The 18571-nt window shown below is 42.4% G+C and carries 17 protein-coding genes; 6 read left to right on the plus strand and 11 right to left on the minus strand.

From position 1 onward, the window contains the following. Positions 1–426: 426 nt before the first annotated feature. Entirely contained in the window at positions 427–1734 is a 1308-nt protein-coding gene (locus LC653_RS16715) for a valine--pyruvate transaminase (protein ID WP_229495530.1), read from the plus strand. A gap of 80 nt (positions 1735–1814) precedes the next feature. Further along, positions 1815–2402, plus strand: a complete 588-nt coding sequence (rimM, locus tag LC653_RS16720) for a ribosome maturation factor RimM (protein WP_229495531.1) — start codon at positions 1815–1817, stop codon at positions 2400–2402. Between the two features lie 15 nt (positions 2403–2417). On the opposite strand, the gene LC653_RS16725 is transcribed toward rimM, so the two are convergent. After that, positions 2418–2918, minus strand: a complete 501-nt coding sequence (locus LC653_RS16725) for a GNAT family N-acetyltransferase (RefSeq protein WP_229495532.1) — start codon at positions 2916–2918, stop codon at positions 2418–2420. Positions 2919–3064: 146 nt separating this feature from the next. On the opposite strand from LC653_RS16725, the gene LC653_RS16730 reads away from it, so the two are divergent. After that, positions 3065–5446, plus strand: a complete 2382-nt coding sequence (locus tag LC653_RS16730) for a phosphoketolase family protein (protein WP_229495533.1) — start codon at positions 3065–3067, stop codon at positions 5444–5446. A gap of 231 nt (positions 5447–5677) precedes the next feature. On the opposite strand, the gene LC653_RS16735 is transcribed toward LC653_RS16730, so the two are convergent. Further along, positions 5678–6829 (minus strand): RNA-guided endonuclease TnpB family protein, encoded by a 1152-nt coding sequence (locus tag LC653_RS16735; protein WP_229495534.1) that lies wholly within the window; start codon positions 6827–6829, stop codon positions 5678–5680. Positions 6830–7033: 204 nt separating this feature from the next. Here LC653_RS16735 and LC653_RS16740 point away from each other — a divergent pair, with 204 nt between their 5' ends. Continuing rightward, on the plus strand, positions 7034–7372 hold the full coding sequence (locus tag LC653_RS16740) for a hypothetical protein (protein WP_229495535.1): 339 nt from the start codon (positions 7034–7036) through the stop codon (positions 7370–7372). 272 nt (positions 7373–7644) lie between these two features. After that, positions 7645–9291, plus strand: coding sequence for a DUF1565 domain-containing protein (locus LC653_RS16745; RefSeq protein ID WP_229495536.1), 1647 nt, complete (start codon positions 7645–7647; stop codon positions 9289–9291). Between the two features lie 317 nt (positions 9292–9608). Here LC653_RS16745 and LC653_RS16750 read toward each other — a convergent pair whose 3' ends face one another. The 5 genes from LC653_RS16750 to LC653_RS46245 form a co-directional block, all read right to left on the minus strand. Beyond that, entirely contained in the window at positions 9609–10406 is a 798-nt protein-coding gene (locus LC653_RS16750; protein ID WP_229495537.1) for a Uma2 family endonuclease, read from the minus strand. Positions 10407–10442: 36 nt separating this feature from the next. After that, on the minus strand, positions 10443–10658 hold the full coding sequence (locus LC653_RS16755; protein WP_229495538.1) for a hypothetical protein: 216 nt from the start codon (positions 10656–10658) through the stop codon (positions 10443–10445). A 13-nt stretch (positions 10659–10671) separates the two neighbouring features. Further along, a complete protein-coding gene (locus LC653_RS16760; protein ID WP_229495539.1) occupies positions 10672–13122 on the minus strand; it encodes a hypothetical protein in 2451 nt (816 codons plus the stop codon). A 371-nt stretch (positions 13123–13493) separates the two neighbouring features. Beyond that, positions 13494–14162: a cadmium resistance transporter gene (locus tag LC653_RS16765; RefSeq protein ID WP_229495540.1), complete on the minus strand. Its 669-nt coding sequence runs from the start codon at positions 14160–14162 to the stop codon at positions 13494–13496. Positions 14163–14199: 37 nt separating this feature from the next. Continuing rightward, positions 14200–14334: a hypothetical protein gene (locus LC653_RS46245; RefSeq protein WP_267923087.1), complete on the minus strand. Its 135-nt coding sequence runs from the start codon at positions 14332–14334 to the stop codon at positions 14200–14202. Between the two features lie 55 nt (positions 14335–14389). Here LC653_RS46245 and LC653_RS16770 point away from each other — a divergent pair, with 55 nt between their 5' ends. Then, entirely contained in the window at positions 14390–15667 is a 1278-nt protein-coding gene (locus LC653_RS16770) for a sulfonate ABC transporter substrate-binding protein (protein ID WP_229495541.1), read from the plus strand. Between the two features lie 210 nt (positions 15668–15877). Here the strand turns inward: LC653_RS16770 and LC653_RS16775 are convergent, their stop codons facing one another. The 4 genes from LC653_RS16775 to LC653_RS16790 form a co-directional block, all read right to left on the minus strand. Further along, positions 15878–16024 carry a hypothetical protein gene (locus LC653_RS16775; RefSeq protein WP_229495542.1) on the minus strand — a complete coding sequence of 49 codons (147 nt, stop codon included), beginning with the start codon at positions 16022–16024 and terminating at the stop codon, positions 15878–15880. Between the two features lie 235 nt (positions 16025–16259). Continuing rightward, positions 16260–17102 (minus strand): S-formylglutathione hydrolase, encoded by an 843-nt coding sequence (fghA, locus tag LC653_RS16780; protein ID WP_229495543.1) that lies wholly within the window; start codon positions 17100–17102, stop codon positions 16260–16262. A 74-nt stretch (positions 17103–17176) separates the two neighbouring features. After that, complete coding sequence (locus LC653_RS16785) at positions 17177–17743, minus strand: SCO6045 C-terminal-like domain-containing protein (protein ID WP_229495544.1); 567 nt, start codon at positions 17741–17743, stop codon at positions 17177–17179. Next, positions 17734–18567 (minus strand): MbnB/TglH/ChrH family RiPP precursor modification enzyme, encoded by an 834-nt coding sequence (locus LC653_RS16790; RefSeq protein WP_229495545.1) that lies wholly within the window; start codon positions 18565–18567, stop codon positions 17734–17736. The genes LC653_RS16785 and LC653_RS16790 overlap by 10 nt, the downstream gene beginning before the upstream one ends. Positions 18568–18571 lie beyond the last annotated feature (4 nt).

Below are 18571 nucleotides of genomic sequence, written 5' to 3' on the forward strand. Positions count from 1 at the left end.
ATGGGGCATTGATTATTCCTCTTATCCCCAGTCCCCTGATAGCATTGAGGGCATGATACACTTTTGTATCACTTCATCGTATTCAGGACTGACGCAAAAATCGGCAAAAAGCTTAATTTATCGTAGACACGTAGTGGCTTGCCGTAGGCTACCGCCTTCTGGTGCGTCGGCTTTTGCCAACGAGACGCTGCGCGTTTATGCAGCCTTTCGTAGAAAAGAGAAGATTTCGTAGAGTGTGCGTAAGTCCTAGTATTTAATAAGTACGATCCCTGCTATAACGATAAATATTACTTTGTTAAAATATCATTCTCTAGCTAGATTGGTTAAAGGCGGCAACAGCTGTTTTGACAACGATGTAAACTGGATATCAGCAGCAACCCCCAAATAATTTGTCCACCCCTCGATTAATACATTTTGTCACAGCTTATGAACCCTGCCCTAACTCAAATTGGCGCTCAAATGTCCAACCTGACTGGCGTCAGAGCAATTATGAAGGATATTATCGAAACATTACGAGCGGGTGCAGGGCAGCAGTTTATTAATTTGAGTGCTGGTAATCCGTTGATTTTGCCAGAGGTAGAGCAACTATGGCGGGATTGTACTGCACAGCTTTTGGCTAGCCCCGAATATGGTGAGGTAGTTTGTCGCTACGGTTCAAGTCAGGGCTATGCACCATTAGTTGAAGCGATCGCCAACGACTTCAACAAACGTTACGGGTTAAACTTAAGCGATGCCTTCGGCAACGGTATAACCGAACGCAATATCCTCATCACCCCCGGCAGTCAAACCCTCTACTTCTATGCTGTGAATAGCTTCGGTGGCTACACCCCTAGCGGCGAGTTAAAACAAATCGTTTTGCCCCTCAGCCCTGACTACACAGGTTACGGCGGCATCTCCTTAGTTTCAAAAGCCTTAACTGCCTACAAACCGACTCTCGATATTGATGAAGCCGCCCACCGATTTAAATATCGCCCCGACTTCAGCCAACTGTCGATTACAGAAAATACGGGTTGTATCCTCTTCTCTCGCCCTTGTAATCCCACTGGTAATGTCCTCACTGAGGATGAAGTGAAAAAGATTGCTGCCCTGGCTGCACCTTACAATCTGCCCGTGTTAATTGACTCAGCTTATGCGCCTCCCTTCCCAGCATTAAACTTTACCGAAATGACACCAGTGTTTGGTGATAACATCCTCCACTGCATGAGTTTATCGAAAGCGGGATTACCAGGAGAAAGGGTTGGTATTGCCATTGGCGATGAAAAGTGGATTGAAGTGCTGGAGTGTTTCCAAGCAAATATTGGTCTCCATTCTTCACGTTACGGCCAAGCGATCGCAGCTCTTGCAATCAACTCTGGCGCTTTAGTAGAAATTTCTCACACTGTCATCCGTCCCTTTTACCAAAATAAGTTTACCGTTTTAGAAACCAGCCTAGAACAAGCGATGCCCAAGGATTTACCTTGGTTCCTCCATCGCGGTGAAGGAGCAATTTTTGCTTGGTTGTGGTTGCAGGATTTACCCATCAGTGACTGGGAATTTTACCAGCAACTTAAGCAAGTAGGTGTGATTATTGTCCCAGGAAATAGCTTCTTCCCCGGTTTAGAGGAAGAATGGGCGCACAAGCATCAATGCTTCCGCATCAGCCTTACAGGTACGGATGAAGAGATAGCCACTGCTATGCAACGTTTAGCAAAAGTGGCTGAAGAAGCTTATAAAGGTGCGGCGGTGACTGCCTGATTAGGAGTAGAGACGCGATTAATCGCGTCTGTACAGGAGTTAGGAGTTATAAGAACGCTTTCCCCAATGACAAATGACAAATGACAAATGACAAATCAGATAATTGGCTAGAAATTGGTAAGATTGTTTCCCCTCAAGGATTGTCTGGAGAATTACGGATTTATCCTGTATCAGACTTCCCCGAAAGATTTGAGGTGCCGGGAAAACGTTGGTTGTTGCGTTCAGGTGACACAGAACCGCAACCAATCGAATTATTAACAGGACGTTATATCAGTAACAAAAACTTGTATGTGATCAAATTAGCTGGCGTGGAAAATTGCGATCAAGCCGAGGCTTTGCGTGGTTGTAAGTTAATGGTGCCAGCAAGCGATCGCCCCCAGTTAGGCGAAGATGAATATCATGTCCTCGATTTGATTGGTTTGGAAGTTTTCATGCAAGCATCTGGCGAACTCGTTGGTACAGTGGTAGATATCATCCCGGCTGGCAATGATTTGTTAGAAGTCAAGTTGCACCCATCTTTTGCTATTGACAAACAACAAATGACAAATGACAAAAAGCAGAAAACTGTTTTGATTCCATTTGTGGAAGCGATCACTCCTGTGGTAGACTTACCATCTGGTCGTATTGAAATTACGCCGCCATCTGGATTATTGGAAATTAATAATTAGAAAGTTTAGACATACTTACAAAAATCTTTCAATGATGATTTCGTCTATATATGTCGTGTTAATTTTGGCTTGTCTTTTGGCTGTACCAATGATGTAAAAACCTTGGTCGAGGTAAGTAGCTAGCGCCGCCATATTATCTGCACGGATAAAAGTGAATAGTTTCTCATATCCTCGTTGACGGGCAACCTCAAACGTAGCATTAAATAAACTTGTAGCAACTTTTTGTCGTCGATGTGACAAAGCTACATAAGTTCCTAGCACTCCCACATGATCGAAAGCATGGGTGTAAGTAGCAAATGGTTCCATACTTTGAAATCCCACAATCTTTTGCTCATGACCGCAGATAGCTACGTGGAATACTCCACGCACTGGAAAGTTTAAAATATATTCGCGTTCAGCTTCTACAGTGAATGGGGTATCAAACGCTGTGTATACTCCAGCTTCAATGATTGGGTTCAAAATGCTGATAATAGCTTCAGCATCGTTAAGTTCAACTTGCCGAACCGATAAATCCACGTTCGATTGCCTTTTAACACTAAGGAGTATTTTATTCACAAAGACTGGAAAAATTCATCATGAGTTAGATGGCTATTATTGTGAAAATAAGTAAAATTACATACTGAATCAAACCGTCAAAATCCTTTTTGTAATGGAGTGTCGAAATGACATTAGCAACGCCTCCACAAACAAAGCCTTTAACAGATGAAGAATTACGTAAGATAAACGCCTACTGGCGTGCAGCTAACTATCTTTCCGTTGGGCAGATATATCTACTCGACAATCCGCTACTGAGAGAACCGCTAAAGCTGGAACACGTCAAACCCAGACTCTTAGGGCACTGGGGAACAACGCCAGGGCTGAACTTTATCTATGTTCACCTGAATCGGGTGATTAAGAAATATGACCTAAACACAATCTACATTGCTGGCCCCGGTCATGGCGGCCCTGGATTAGTAGCCAATACTTACTTAGAAGGCACTTACACCGAGTATTATCACAACATCTCCCAGGATGCTGAGGGAATCCAGAAACTCTTTAAACAGTTCTCTTTCCCTGGTGGTATTCCCAGCCACGTTGCACCGGAAACCCCTGGTTCGATCCACGAAGGTGGGGAACTAGGTTATGCCCTCGTCCACGCTTTCGGTGCTGCCTTTGATAACCCTGATTTGATCGTTGCTGCTGTTGTGGGTGACGGCGAAGCTGAAACAGGTGCTTTAGCAACTAGCTGGCATTCCAATAAGTTTCTTAACCCCGTGCATGATGGGGCTGTACTTCCGATCCTCCACTTGAATGGATATAAAATTGCTAACCCAACAGTACTGGCACGGATCAGCCATCAGGAATTAGAAAGCTTATTTGTAGGCTATGGCTACAAGCCATACTTCGTCGAAGGTGACGATCCCGCAGATGTCCACCAGCAGATGGCGGCGACTCTAGATATAGCGATCGCCGAAATTCAAAGTATCCAAAGAGAAGCCCGCGTACACGGTTTCACCGAACGTCCCCAGTGGCCAATGATTGTCTTGAAAACCCCCAAAGGTTGGACAGGCCCCAAGGAAGTCGATGGCAAAAAAACAGAAGGTTCTTGGCGATCGCACCAAGTTCCCTTTGGTAACATAGCCAAACAGCCAGAACATCTGAAACTCTTAGAAGATTGGATGAAGAGTTACCAACCAGAAGAACTCTTCGACAGCAACGGTAAGCTGATTCCTGAATTAGCAGAACTGGCTCCCAAAGGTCATCGACGCATGGGTGACAATCCCCACGCAAACGGCGGTATTTTGCTTTGCGACCTGAAAATGCCCGACTTTCAAAAGTATGCCGTAGATGTTCTAAAACCAGGGCAAGCGATCGCTGAAGCTACCCAAGTTGCAGGAAAATTCCTGCGGGATATCATGCAACTTAACCAAGAAAGCCGCAACTTCCGCATTGTCGGCCCCGATGAAACGGTATCAAATCGCTTAGGCGCTGTGCTAGAAGTCACAGACCGGGATTGGGCAGCCCAGATCCTCCCAGAAGATGACCACCTTTCCCCGGACGGTCGGGTGATGGAAATTCTCAGCGAAACTAATTGTCAAGGATGGTTAGAAGGTTACCTGCTCACAGGACGCCACGGATTTTTCTCTTGCTACGAGGCGTTCATCCACATCATTGACTCGATGTTTAATCAGCACGCCAAATGGCTGAAAACGACTAGACATATTCCCTGGCGTAAACCAATTGCTTCCCTCAATTATCTACTCACCTCCCACGTTTGGCGGCAAGACCACAACGGTTTCTCTCACCAAGACCCCGGTTTTATTGACCATGTAATCAACAAAAAAGCAGAAATCGTTCGCGTGTATTTGCCCCCCGATGCCAACACTCTGCTATCAGTAACTGACCATTGTTTAAGAAGCCGCAACTATGTCAACGTCATCGTTGCAGGAAAGCAACCAGCATTGCAATACCTAAATATGGATGCTGCTATCAAGCACTGCACCAAAGGCATCGGTATTTGGGAATGGGCAAGTAACGACCAAGGCGGCGAACCAGATGTAGTGATGGCTTGTGCTGGGGATATTCCCACCTTAGAAACTTTAGCGGCTGTGGACATTCTGCGCCAGCACTTTCCTGAGTTAAAGGTGCGGGTAGTGAACGTAGTCGATTTGATGACACTACAGCCAAAAAGCGAACATCCCCACGGTTTGAGCGAAAAAGACTTTGACACGATTTTCACCACCGATAAACACATTATCTTTGCCTTTCATGGCTATCCTTGGCTGATTCATCGCTTAACCTATCGCCACACCAATCACGATCAGTTGCATGTGCGTGGCTACAAGGAAGAAGGAACCACCACCACTCCCTTTGATATGGTTGTGCTTAACGAGCTTGATCGCTTCCATCTAGTAATGGACGTAATTGATCGTGTACCAAAGCTAGGATATAGGGCAGCTTATGTCAAACAGCAGTTGCAAGATAAGCTGATCGAACACAAACATTACATTGAGAAGTACGGCGACGATATGCCGGAAATTCGTGACTGGAAGTGGCCCTATTAACTAATTACTAATTCGTAATTCGTAATTCGTAGTGAAGAATTCAATTACGAATTACGAATTATTTTAACCTCTTGTCTCTGTGTTCTCTGTGTCTTTGTGGTTAAAATAATTACTGTTTAACCGCAGAGGCAGAGAGAACGCTGAGAAAAACAATCTTATTTTACATTCCTAACTCAGGCGTATTGGCTTATATGGGCCAATATGCTTAGGGTGAACTACCTACACCAACCGCTAGGCGGTATGGTGTAGGCTTCCAACTTCAACCGGAACAGCCTTAGACACGGAAGATTTCCTTCCAGCCCTTGGTCTTACATCCCGTCCATTGGCAGTAGCGCTAGTTCCTAACGCTAATACTCGTAAGCCTTCATCTCGAATATTGATAGCGGCATTTACGTCTCTGTCATGTTTTGTATTGCAACTCGAACAAGTCCAGCTACGCACATCGAGAGACAGGCTACCAACCTGGTTGAGGCAAACGTGACAAGTCTTACTCGATGGAAAAAACCGTCCAATTTCTAGGTAGGTTTTGCCGTCTCTTTCAGCCTTGTATTTCAGTTGTCTGGTGAATTCTGACCAACCACAATCGCTGATTGCTTTGGCAAGAGTGTGATTCTTCACCATATTTTTGACTGCCAGATTCTCAACAATGATGACTTGGTTTTCGTTCACCAGTTTGCGAGAAAGCTTGTGCTGGAAGTCTTTACGAGAATTTGCAATCTTTTCATGCACCCGCGCCACAATGCGACGCGCTTTCTTTGTGCGATTTGATCCTTTCTGCTTACGGGACAGTTTTTGTTGCTTATGCTTCAGATTCTTGGTTCGTTTCTTCAACGGCTTAAGATTGTCGAACTTAGAGCCGTCTGAAGTGATCGCAAAGTGCGTTAGACCTACATCAATTCCCACCGCTTTACCATCTGAGCTAATTTCAAGTGAAGGCAGTTCATCATCGAACAACAGAGAAGCATAATACTTGCCTGCGTGATTCATGCTGACGGTAACGGTTTTGATTCTCCCTTCAAACGTGCGATGAATCTTGGCAGAAACAACGCCTAATTTGCCGGGGAACTTCAGATGGTTCTCATCAACAATTTGAACTTTTTGCGGATACTGAATTGACTGCTTATCATGCTTCGATTTGAAGGTCGGGAAAGATGCCCGATTTTCAAAGAAGTTGATAAACGCTCTCGATAAATTCAACGAAACACTTTGCAGCACTTGACTATAAGTTTCGCCTAGCCATTCGTATTCTTTCTTGAGTGCGGGTAATCGGCTATTCATCCCAATCTGGGATAACCCTTTACCCGTTTCTTTGTAAAGCTCGTTCGTTGCGTTTAGAGAATTGTTCCAATACCATCTTGCACAACCAAACGCTTGTGACAGCACTTGTTTCTGTTTGATAGATGGATAAATTCTGATCTTGACAACGTTTTTAATGTCTCTATTTTAGCACGAATTCTATTTGTTGTAATTCCTTGTTGATATCTAGGAGATTGGATATTTCTTGCCTGTCCTGTTTGTTCTCCAGCTTCGGTGAAGACCACAAACAGAACGGCAAGAAATATCCCTGGCTTTCATCCCGCCGAATCGATGAGTACATCTATAGCGGGGGACTTCCCGCCGAATCAGTTAAAATCTTGTGTATCCACCTCAGAACTCCGTTCATCCACCTCAGATACTCATTCATCCACCTCAGAACTCCGTTCATCCACCTCAGATACTCATTCATCCACCTCAGAACTCCGTTCATCCACCTCAGATACTCATTCATCCACCTCAGAACTCCGTTCATCCACCTCAGAACTCCGTTCATCCACCTCAGATACTCATTCATCCACCTCAGATACTCATTCATCCACCTCAGATACTCATTCATCCACCTCAGATACTCATTCATCCACCTCAGAACTCCTCATTCTTAATTCCTAACTCAGCACTCAGCAATTTTGAGTTGGTCGAGTACTAGTGAACCCTAAAAGCATTTGCATAAATTTTTAACCTTGCAGTGAAAAGTACCTTAATACCAATTCTCCAAAATGAGGTAACAGATGTAGATCAGGAAAGTCCTGCGGCATCTAAGTTTATTAATTGCGAATTGCGAATTGCGAATTGCGAATTGGTATAAGTTACTTAATGCATCAAACGCTACCCACTTTTATGGTTAGCGCTAAGATAGCTATGTATTTTTTGGAAGTATAAATATGGCTCAGACTTTTTATGTAAATCCAGTATCAGGCAAAGATACCAACCCTGGTAGCCAACAAGCCCCATTCAAAACTATTACGCAAGCCCTTAAGGTATCTACAGATAACACCAAGATTCAACTAGCAGAAGGTAATTACAATGCTGCTAGCGGTGAAGTCTTTCCGCTAACGGTTCCATCTGGCGTGACTGTGGTTGGTAATGAAACCAATAAAGGCAATGGTATTTTGATTGAAGGGAGTGGTAGCTATTTGAGCCGTACTTTTGCTGGTCAGAATGTCACATTTGTGCTACTGGATAAAGCCGAAGTGCGGGGAGTGACTGTAACAAATTTGGCTAGCCGTGGTAGTGGTGTCTGGATTGAATCAACTGCTCCTACTGTTGCTAATAGCACCTTCACTAAGTGTAAGAGGGAGGGAGTTTTTGCTACAGGTGAGGCTAATCCAGTTATTCTAGGTAATGTGTTCAGTGAAAATGCAGCCAATGGAATTGCGATCGCTAAAAATTCTAAAGGTCAAATTCTAGATAATACCTGCTTAAAAACAGGTTTTGGCATTGCCATTAGTGATACTGCATCACCCACCCTTCGAGATAACAGAACTTACGAAAACCGTTCTGGAATTGTCATCTCTGGCAGCGCTCGTCCTGTATTGCGTAACAATGTCTGCGAAAATAACACTGACGATGGGATCACAGTAATCGGAACTGCCCTACCAGATATCGGCAGTGCCAATAACTTAGGAGGCAATACTTTACGCAATAACGGTAAATTTAATTTGCAAAATGCCAGTTCCAACAAGCTGGTTTCTGTGGGGAATAAAATAGATACGTCTAAAGTCACAGGAAACGTAGAGTTTGCAGATAGTTCGGTTCCAACACCCACGCCTACTCCCACCCCAACACCGACACCTACTCCCACCCCAACACCGACACCTACTCCCACTCCAACACCCACGCCTACTCCCACCCCAACACCGACACCTACTCCCACTCCAATACCGATACCCACTCCCACCCCAACACCGACACCTACTCCCACTCCCATTCCCACTCCAACACCCACGCCCACTATAGAATTAACCGATATTACGAATCATTGGGCAGGTGGCTTTATTCGGGAATTAGTCAAATTGGGGATAGTTAATGGTTTTCCCGATCGCACATTTAAACCGGATGCTACGATGACACGGGCGCAATACGCCGCATTACTGGTAAAAGCTTTCAATCCACCGCCAAACCGCCCTGCGAGCAAATTCAAAGATGTAGCAGCAGACTTCTGGGCATCCAAGGTAATTCAGCAGGCATATCAAGGTTCATTTCTCTCTGGTTTTCCTGACAATACCTTCGCCCCCAACAAAAATATCCAGCGTGTGCAAGTGATTGTCTCCCTGGTGAATGGATTGGGGTTATCTGCTGATGGTACAGCATCTATCAAAGCTTTTGATGACCAAGCAAAGATTCCTGAATATGCCAAGGATGAGGTAGTAAAAGCTATAGACAAGGGGATTATCGTCAATCACCCAAACCTCAAACAACTCAATCCTACCCGCGATGCTACACGCGCTGAGGTAGCGGTGATGGTCTATCAAGCTTTGGTAGACGCTGGTCGTGTAGCTGCGATTGACTCGCCTTATATTGTTGCTTAATTGGTAAACTAATTTGTTTTGCAAAATTGGATGATTTTTGTAGGGGCAATTAATGAATATTGGTGTCAACTTAACGTGAAAACCCAGCCTTATAAGAAGAGTGAAAGTTTTTCGATCCCCCTAACCCCCCTTAAAAAGGGGGGAACTAGAATCTTTTGCCCCCAATTTATCGGGGGTTGGGGAATCTAAAACGAGGGGAAATTGCGTGTTTGAGTTTAAGTTGACACCAATGATTAATGAATTGTCCCTACAAAAAGGGTTCTAAATTATAGGCAGAGCAAATTCATACTTAATTTCAAAAAGGTGGTTTTTAGTTTCTACTCGAACGGAGGCAAATTATTCGGGTCAATACCCTGAGATTGCAAATAAGCAATCAGTCGTTCTTTTTGCTGGCGTTCTTGTTCGGCGCGTTGGCGTTCTTGTTCGGCGCGTTGACGTTCTTGTTCGGCGCGTTGGCGTTCTTGCTCAATCTGTTCCACAGCCCACGGTAATAAATTACCAGCTTGATCCCACCAGCGCAACCAATAGCCAGTGCGAGCTTCTTTTGTTCCTTGCCAAGTTCCCAAAAATAAGCCCATTACCTCAATCCAATGACGACCATTTTCGTCAGGTTGCTTTAACTCATAGCGTTTATTTTCAAGTTGATAATATTCTAATAAACCGCCATCTGGTTCAAAAATTATGTAGATGGGAATCTGCAAAATTTGCTCGTAGAAAAACCATTTTCCAGGTGGATAAGCTCGCTTTACCGAATATTCTCCACCTTCAGTATCCGATAGAAATTCGATGGCGATCGCTGGAATATCTCCTTCTAAATTGGGTGTATAACTTTTGCGATTACCCATAACTTGATTCACCGATGGCACATAAACCCAGTCAGGTGCTTTAGCAATAAATTGCCCGTTAACTGTCGCACAAAGACCAAAGTTTGAAGCTATCAACATCTGGGTTTGGATGAATCCACTGATTTCTAAGCTTTCACGCAAAGCACCAGCCAAAAGTGGCTGACCTGTATTCTCCACTGGTTCATCCTCTAGTTTAAAATCCTTGGGCAAGGCTTCCCAAGAGATTACCAGTTCAGTTTGGGATTTGGCTTCACTGAGTTGGGTTACCATAAACACAGTATGAATTTATTTTTGATCTTATCGCTTCTAGGACGGTATGAAGGCGATGTCAGTCTGTCGATGATAAAGTGACAAAATATGCATCCTAATATTCAATTTCTGGAAAAGCTCTGACTTGCCGACAATGGCGAAGTCGTAGATTGGGTTGACGTAAGGAAACCCAACATCCATTGCTTTGTACTCAATGATTGCGCCCTTACTCAAGTCGCCTGTGATTTGATTGTCGATCCCCTCAAGCAGCAACTCCCCGTTTTTCCTATTCCTTGGTGGCAAACCATTGTAGTGGCAAAAATTTCATAACATTTGTTACACTTTTTAAAGTTTTTAATTCGGGTATATTTGGTTTTAATTGTTCTGCGATCGCTAATTTTTGTTCAGCTTGTGCAGGTTGAAAATTATACAAATAAACAACAGCTAAATAAAGCCACGCGTAAGGATTTTGAGCATCATATTTAGTTAATTCTATTAAATTTTGGATTAATTCTGGGGCTTGGCGCTGTAAAAGTTGTGATAAGACTAGAGTGTAACGCAAATTTAAGTTATTTGGCTCTGTTTGCAGATGATAATTAGCCGCAAATTCAATTTGTTTTAAATAATCTTGAGTAGGATCATATTGATTGAAATTATCTATCTGCACAAATATATTATTTAATTTACCCTGTTGTAACTCTTCGGCTAGTTGTGAAGTTCGGGTAACTAAATCTAAAGCTGGCGATTTTCCTACGGTTCCTACATTTGTCACATCTACAGTAATATCTGGAATATTTAAAGATGTGATTTTGTTGTTTCTTCTATCTAAATATACTGCTGATAGTTGATATTTACCTAGTGGTAGTGTTTTAGGAATAAATGTAGCTAAGGCTTCTTTTACTCGGAAACTTCCTTCAGGATGACATTTGATGCCACAGTATAAATCACCCAAGCCTATTGCATGATCGTGATACCAATATGATTGGCTATTTTGCCATTTTAATAGCAATATTCCATTTTGTAAATCATCCCATGAACCTGTTATTTCATAATTTACAGGGTTGTTTTTATCTAAAACTAATTGCTGAGAAATTGCAACTTTTTCTAGACTAATTACAGACTTACTATTACTTATTTTTTCAACAACTACATGAGGATTTTTGCAGTGATATAATCGCATTTTATCTCCATGAGGTAATATCCAATTGCCCTGTAATTTCAAATCGGTAGAAGATTCGACTAAAGATTTTAATTTCCGTTTAGTCTCTCCACTTTCTCCCGGTTCTTCCCGTTCATTATCTCTAGTGATATACCAACAAAAATATTGTAAATCTTCCTCTACCTGAGATAATTTGGTTGTTAATTTTCTGCCGTATACGCGAAAATCTGCTAATGTCCCAAAATAATCTAAAGTAAACTCATTTATCTGAGGTATAGCAACGGGAATTACCCCTAAATTTGACCTTAAATATAAATTTGTTTCGTTGATTTTGTTTATCAGTTTTTCCAGAGGATATTTCTTAGCATCATCATTAGGTAAATGTTTACCACCCCATGCTTGAATTAGGGGTAATGGAAACAAATTATTCAGTAAAACTATGCTACTTAATACTAAAGTGGCTAATCTCAGCCTATCAAAATATATATTTTCAATTAAGTTGAATAAATCCGCCAATATTAAACTAATTATAGGAAAGCATGGCAGAATAAATCTAATGTCTTTATTTGTGCCCAAAGAACAAATTATATAGCTACTTACTAAGGTGACTAATAACCAAATTCGAGCCGATTTATGAAGATTTACTGAAATTAAATTAGTAGAAAATCGATATTTAATCAGATAAACTAATAAAATGCCAATACTCACAGATAATATTGGTAAACCAACGCTTTCTGGAATCATCTGTGGATAGTATAACCATCCAGCAATAGTTGTGGGAGAAGGATCACCCTCACCTTTTCCGACTTGGTTAGCGTTTAATGCCGATGTAATAATCGTTAACCAATTTAAGCCATACCAAAAACTACAAATTAACCAAGCTATTACCAAAGATGAGCAAGTTTGAATTAGCTTGATAAATTTACCTTTTCTAATAAAAATAATTAATGTCCAAATACTAGGAACTAAAATAAAAATAAATCCTGTAGGTTTAGTCAAGAAGATTAAACCTATTCCTACGCCCAAGATGATAGTTAAGCCCCATGAGAAAAACCCAATATAACTATCTTTCCAAATCGTCAGGATTGTGAAAGTTACTGTAACAATTGCTGTCAACCCATAATCTAATAAATAATCTGTCCGCATAATTCCCAAAATAGGAAATAACAGACAAAATATGCTGGCAGTTATGCTGATTTTTCGGTTTTTAAATAAAAAATTACCTAAATGATATACTGAAAGTATAATCATCGCAGTATACAATAAGTTGACCAAACTTGCTTGGTCATAACCACGTCCAAACAATATGAAAAATGGTACGGTGCAAATATATAGAAAAGGAGCGCGATAAGTTGGAGTTAATTGCCACAGAGATAACCACCAATTTCCTGAGAAGATATTGAAGTTTTGAAAAATTCTATAATGATGTAATGCTGTCGTTAAATGTGCGCTTTGATCATAGCCTGGAATCGATTCATCTAAGAAAAACCAAGCTCTATCTATAGCTAATGCTATCAGCCAAATTATGAAGAGGATGATATAGTCTTTTCGATGCTTATAATGGTCAAAATAATTCATATTTATTTGATCAAAAACAAAGTTTAACCAATTATATATCTGTCATGTATCGGCGTTTGACTAATACCAAAATAAATACCTATATAAGCGAAGGACGAAATAGCCCTGGTATTGAGGTTTGTGGTTGCGTAAATGGCCGATCATTTCAGTTCATCCTTTGCCTCACCTGGACCGAATATTAGAATAGACTCTGCATCACGAATACTCGCAATGACCGCATCATAGTAAATATTGAGATGACCTGTGAAAGTTATCTGGCGGCTATCATCCGCAGGTATCTGAAGTGATTCATAGATACCTTTAAAAGGTGAATCACCAGAACGCCTTCAAGATTTAGTAATTTAAAGATAAAAACCGTTAAATTTTCTTTGTCAAGTTTTCGGTAAAAAAAGACGATAGGATTCGCTGTCTAACAGAATTCTGAAACCTAGCCACATCAGCACGAAGGGGAAAATCTTGCTAGCATAACGGCTGAGTACCAAAGCAATACCAGGTAGACGAGTCAGATTATAAGACATAAACAGCCAGCAAAAAACAATGAAATAGCAAACTGGTACGATCACAGTGAGATTTTGGATTGAGCTAGTGGCAAACAGGGGGATATAGATCCCAAGATTGTTGCCGCCGTTGGCAATTGTTACCGAGGAGACTCGATAGGTCTGCGGATCGCGGATTACGTCCCAGAGCGATCGCTTTCTGGAATCAAAGCCTCTAAATCTAGAGTTTCTTTTCAGATTGGCTGACTTATCTTCGGTTGAGTCATCCTTATTCAGGTTGAACAAATTGTTCAAGCCAATGAGTATTGGCAGAATCCCTAGTAGACCAGTCCAAGTTGACGGAATTGCTAGACCCAGTAAGAAACCAAGCAAACTGACTATCACTAATGCCGTGAACCCTAGAATCTCACCAATTACAACATGTTGAGGACGAAAAGTCCGATTAACCTCGCTAAAAAAAGCAGTCAGATAAATATTGTCGTCAAACGTTGTTGCCACAGCCGTAGCTAGCCCGATCTTAATTGTTGCAATGAACCAATCCATCACCATTCCTCACTCAACACCTATCTGATGACCCAAACTAGCGATCGCTCAAACTTTGTAGAGAATTCCCACAATATCGATATGATAATGTGAGTATCGCATATTGGGTGTAACGAGCGAGCAAATCTGGTAGTTTATACATATCAAGCGGTGCTTTGACTTTATCCCCCATCTCCAATTCATCCGGCAATTTCCATCACCTATATTTATTTATCAAAGGAGTCATTATGATTAGCCGTTTGATTGACCTTGTGCCTAGATGCACAGGTCAAAACATCTTACGGTCGCTTGCATCAGCCACTCGTAGATCGGCTACTTACAGATTTGCAGTTCGATTTTGCATCGGGCTTGTCTCGATTTTGGTCTTGACTCTAGTTTTTGACGGTCATGCTGTTGCCACTTCTGAATCTGGCAATCAGCTTTCCTCTTTAATGAATCAGTTCAAACTACCCAAAAGCTCCACAATCCAGTTACTGGAAACCGTGGGATTGTTTATAGGGGGTATAATTTTTTGTATAGTTTTGGATCGCTGGTTTTCTAACCGTTCTGCTCAATCTAGCAACACGCCCTTAGCTGAACAAGCGCGGCGGCTCAAGCAACTCAAAATAGGATATCCAGAGGGAATGACAAATCTGGAAGTTCTCCGTGCTCAAGGCTTGCTCGAAACGCGTTTGCAACCTTATGGACTGAGTGTCACCTGGACAAGCTTTTTATCAGCCTCTTCTCTGATAGAAGCACTCAGCAACGGGACGATAGACTTCTGCGGCGGCGGCGGCACGGCCAGCATCTTCTCTCAAGCTGCGGATCATGTATTTGTGCGGGTGGCTAAGGAAAAATATACTGCTCCCAAAGGTCAAGCGATTCTGGTACCGGAAGATTCGCCGATTCAGACCCTTGCCGACCTGAAGGGTAAGAAGATTGCTTTTGACAAAGGCTCAAGCGCCCATTATGTGCTTGTGCGATCGCTAGAAAAAGTCGGCCTCGATTTTAGTGACATTGAGCCAGTTTATCTGACACAGCCGGAGGCGCTGCCCCGATTCTGCCGGGGTGAAGTCGATGCTTGGGTGATTTGGGTTCCCTACACAGCAACTCAATCCCGAAACGCTTACCCAGGCCGCTCGATTGCAGACCTAGAGAGCATATTTGGTGACAAAGCCTCCGTAGAAGTTCCGACCTATTACTACGCGATTCCAGAACTGGTACGCGACTATCCCGACCTGCTCAAGGTGATTTTAGAAGAGGTAAACGAAGCCGGAGCTTGGGCTAAGAGACAGGAATTAGAAGCGGTTCAACGAATGGCAGAACACCATGAAATCGATCCATCGATTGTAAGTACTTTACAGCAGCGTAATGCCGAACGCGCCATCATCCCAATTGACGACCAATCGCTCACGGCTCTACAGCATCAGGCAAATATATTTAGAGATTTAAATCTGATTCCTGAGCGGGTGAATGTCAAAGATGGAACCTATAGCTTGCAGACCAAGCAAAACTGGACTTATTAATTCCGACACAGTTAGGAATAAGAATTAAATAACATACAATTTATGTCCGACAGCTTACCTCACCCTCAATCCCTCTCCGATATATTGGAGAGGGAAGCTAGATAATTGATGAAGTTTTGCATTTTATTTAATTCACGTTCCTTAGTGTATACCTAAGTCCCTGCAAAGCTTGTTTTAATCGTGTCTTACATCTTTAGTGTAAACCTAAATCTAAAGTTCTTGACGTGTCGGACGGATGATGATTTCATTCACATCAACATTACTGGGCTGCTCAATGGTGTATGCGATCGCCCGGGCAATAGCATCTGCATCAATGGCGATCGCTGTCCAAATAAAAAAATATCCCAAAACTGACACAAAACCCTCTCTATTTCTCCTCTCTCTGTGTTCTCTGCGTCTCTGTGGTTCATTTATTTGGATAATTTATACCAGTTTGAAAAAAGAATCCGACAAATATACGGGTAGGGGCGCAAGGCCTTGCGCCCCTACAGATGATTAATCTGTCGCAAAGATTTTTTGAATTGGTATTATTTCTTGAAAATCCCTAAAAATTAAAAAAAGTGTCAAATCTGAATTCCTTTTTCCGGTCTGATTATTTAAAAGCGATCGCATGGTGGCGGATATGATCTTCAATAAAACTGGCAATGAAATAATAACTGTGGTCATAGCCTTCTTGATAACGCAAATTTAGCGGCTGATTAACATCTGCACAAGCTTGCTCAAACACTTCAGGCATTAATTGTTCAGCTAAAAATTTATCAGCAGTCCCTTGGTCAATCAGAATCGAACTGTGATATCCCACTTTTTTGACTAATTCACTAGCATCATAAGCACGCCAATTTTCTTGATTGTTGCCAAGATAACCACCCAAAGCCTTTTGACCCCAAGAACAACGCATAGGTGCAGTGATAGGTGCAAAAGCTGATACAGATTTGTAAAGTTCTGGGTTTCTCATTGCACAGACAAGCGCCCCATGTCCCCCCATCGAATGACCGAAAATACCTTGTTTTTCAGGTTGCGTAGGGAAATTTGCGGTAATTAAAGCAGGTAATTCCTGGACGACATAACTATACATTTGGTAATGTTGACGCCACGGTTCTTCTGTAGCATCAACATAAAAGCCCGCACCTGTGCCAAAGTCCCAGTCATCATCCTCACCTGCAATGCCAGTATTACGCGGACTCGTATCTGGTGTAACCAATATCAAACCGTACTCAGCTGCAAAGCGCTGCACTCCCGCCTTCACCATAAAATTCTCTTCTGTGCAACTTAACCCAGAGAGGAAATAGAGAATCGGCACAGGTTTTTGAATTGCTTGTGGTGGTTGATAGACAGCAAAGCGCATTTCACCGTTACAGGTTGAGGAGTGATGACTGTAAAAGCCGAGTTTGCCACCAAAGCTTTTATATTCGGAAAGGAGGTTGAGGTTAGACATTCGTTATATTTTCAATCCTTGAGCGATCGCCAGAGAAAGATTATTTTAGCGTGAACTACCTGGTAATTAGCACGCTATAACGAGCGCACAATATGCCGCAGTTGCGATTGCTTTGAGAACCGAAACCAAATTGCGATCGTTGGTTGGCGATTCATCCCCTCTGCACTCGCTATGCCAACAGGATAACGAAACCAACACACAATTAAGCGGCTAGTAGGTTCATAAGCCAACAGCCATGTTTTTTCGTAGCACACCAAATCACTAATCCAAGGTGGATGTAGGTTTTCCTCTTCAGCAACTCTGGCGATGAAATTAGCAAAAGCGATCGCATCTTCTCTATGTTTTTTGATTCCTTTTGGTACATGGGTTTGGGCATATCGCCAAAATAAGGCAGTAAAATTTTTACCCAACGCCCGCGCAGTGCGTGGAAGTAGTTCGCGTACTTCTCCCAACCGTTTCCACTTTAGAGAATTCGCAAAGATATTTACCTCTTGTGTTGAAAGTTGAGCTAACTTTTGTGCTTCATCGCAACTCAGCCCCAACTCTGCACCAACGGCTTCTGGGTTAGCAAAGAAACGCTCTCTGAAATCGGTATTGGTGTAAAGTTGGGCTAAAACTTCCTGGGTTTGTGCTAACCCCATCTGCCATAACTCCCGCTAATCTCCCGTGCTTTTTGCAGTTCTTTTGTCAATTCTGCAAAGAGTGGCAAGTTTTCATCTCGTTCTAGAATAATCCCTTTAACTGGAACACGGGCAACAACTTCCTGCATCAGTTGCCATACTTCCAGTGGTGTAGACTGCGAATGGCTGTCAATTAATACACCATCATGCCAATGTCCACCAACAAAATGTAATTGTACGATGCGATCGCACGGTAATTGTTGCAAAAACTCATGGACATCATAGCCGTAATTCACAGCATTAGTGTGCAGATTCGTTACATCTAATAACAGTCCACAATCAGAACGTTCTACCACCTCGGCTAAAAACTGGGCTTCAGTCATTTCTGCACCTGGAAGCTGTACCATGTAAGTGATATTTTCCAGAATCAGTGGTACATCAATCCAGCGACGCAATAAAGCAATGTTGCGACAAAGTACTTCCACAGCTTCTTGAGTATAAGGTAGCGGGGACAAATGCCCGATATCAACTCCACCCGCTTTTGTAAAGCAGATATGCTCACTCCACCAAGGCGGGTTAAGTTGCTTAATTAGTGCTGCAAGTTTGCGTAAATAATCTGTATCCAAACCTTCAGCACTACCTAACGAAAGATTAATCGCGTGGGGAATTATCGGAAAATGAGCAGCAAGCAATTCTAACTCCTGCTGTTTTTGCCAAGATGCATCTAAATAGTGTTCAGCAACAATTTCCAAAAAGTCAACCTGCTGACGGTTAAGAAACAGATCACTTTTAAACGGTTCTCGAAAACCCAACCCCACGCCTAAACTAGGGAGATGAGAAAGCATTGCT

Origin of the sequence: Nostoc mirabile CHAB5784, from assembly GCF_020829645.1 — a bacterium.
Classification (GTDB): Bacteria; Cyanobacteriota; Cyanobacteriia; order Cyanobacteriales; family Nostocaceae; genus Nostoc; species Nostoc mirabile.

Excerpts from the sequence above, each read along its gene's own strand:
- LC653_RS16715 (WP_229495530.1), top strand. The coding sequence starts at position 427 with ATGAACCCTGCCCTAACTCAAATTGGCGCTCAAATGTCCAACCTGACT.
- LC653_RS16760 (WP_229495539.1), bottom strand. The coding sequence starts at position 13,122 with ATGAATTATTTTGACCATTATAAGCATCGAAAAGACTATATCATCCTC.
- fghA (WP_229495543.1), bottom strand. The coding sequence starts at position 17,102 with ATGTCTAACCTCAACCTCCTTTCCGAATATAAAAGCTTTGGTGGCAAA.
- LC653_RS16785 (WP_229495544.1), bottom strand. The coding sequence starts at position 17,743 with ATGGGGTTAGCACAAACCCAGGAAGTTTTAGCCCAACTTTACACCAAT.
- LC653_RS16770 (WP_229495541.1), top strand. The coding sequence starts at position 14,390 with ATGATTAGCCGTTTGATTGACCTTGTGCCTAGATGCACAGGTCAAAAC.
- LC653_RS16730 (WP_229495533.1), top strand. The coding sequence starts at position 3,065 with ATGACATTAGCAACGCCTCCACAAACAAAGCCTTTAACAGATGAAGAA.
- LC653_RS16765 (WP_229495540.1), bottom strand. The coding sequence starts at position 14,162 with ATGGATTGGTTCATTGCAACAATTAAGATCGGGCTAGCTACGGCTGTG.
- LC653_RS46245 (WP_267923087.1), bottom strand. The coding sequence starts at position 14,334 with ATGGGGGATAAAGTCAAAGCACCGCTTGATATGTATAAACTACCAGAT.
- LC653_RS16750 (WP_229495537.1), bottom strand. The coding sequence starts at position 10,406 with ATGGTAACCCAACTCAGTGAAGCCAAATCCCAAACTGAACTGGTAATC.
- LC653_RS16740 (WP_229495535.1), top strand. The coding sequence starts at position 7,034 with ATGAGTACATCTATAGCGGGGGACTTCCCGCCGAATCAGTTAAAATCT.
- rimM (WP_229495531.1), top strand. The coding sequence starts at position 1,815 with ATGACAAATGACAAATCAGATAATTGGCTAGAAATTGGTAAGATTGTT.
- LC653_RS16790 (WP_229495545.1), bottom strand. The coding sequence starts at position 18,567 with ATGCTTTCTCATCTCCCTAGTTTAGGCGTGGGGTTGGGTTTTCGAGAA.
- LC653_RS16745 (WP_229495536.1), top strand. The coding sequence starts at position 7,645 with ATGGCTCAGACTTTTTATGTAAATCCAGTATCAGGCAAAGATACCAAC.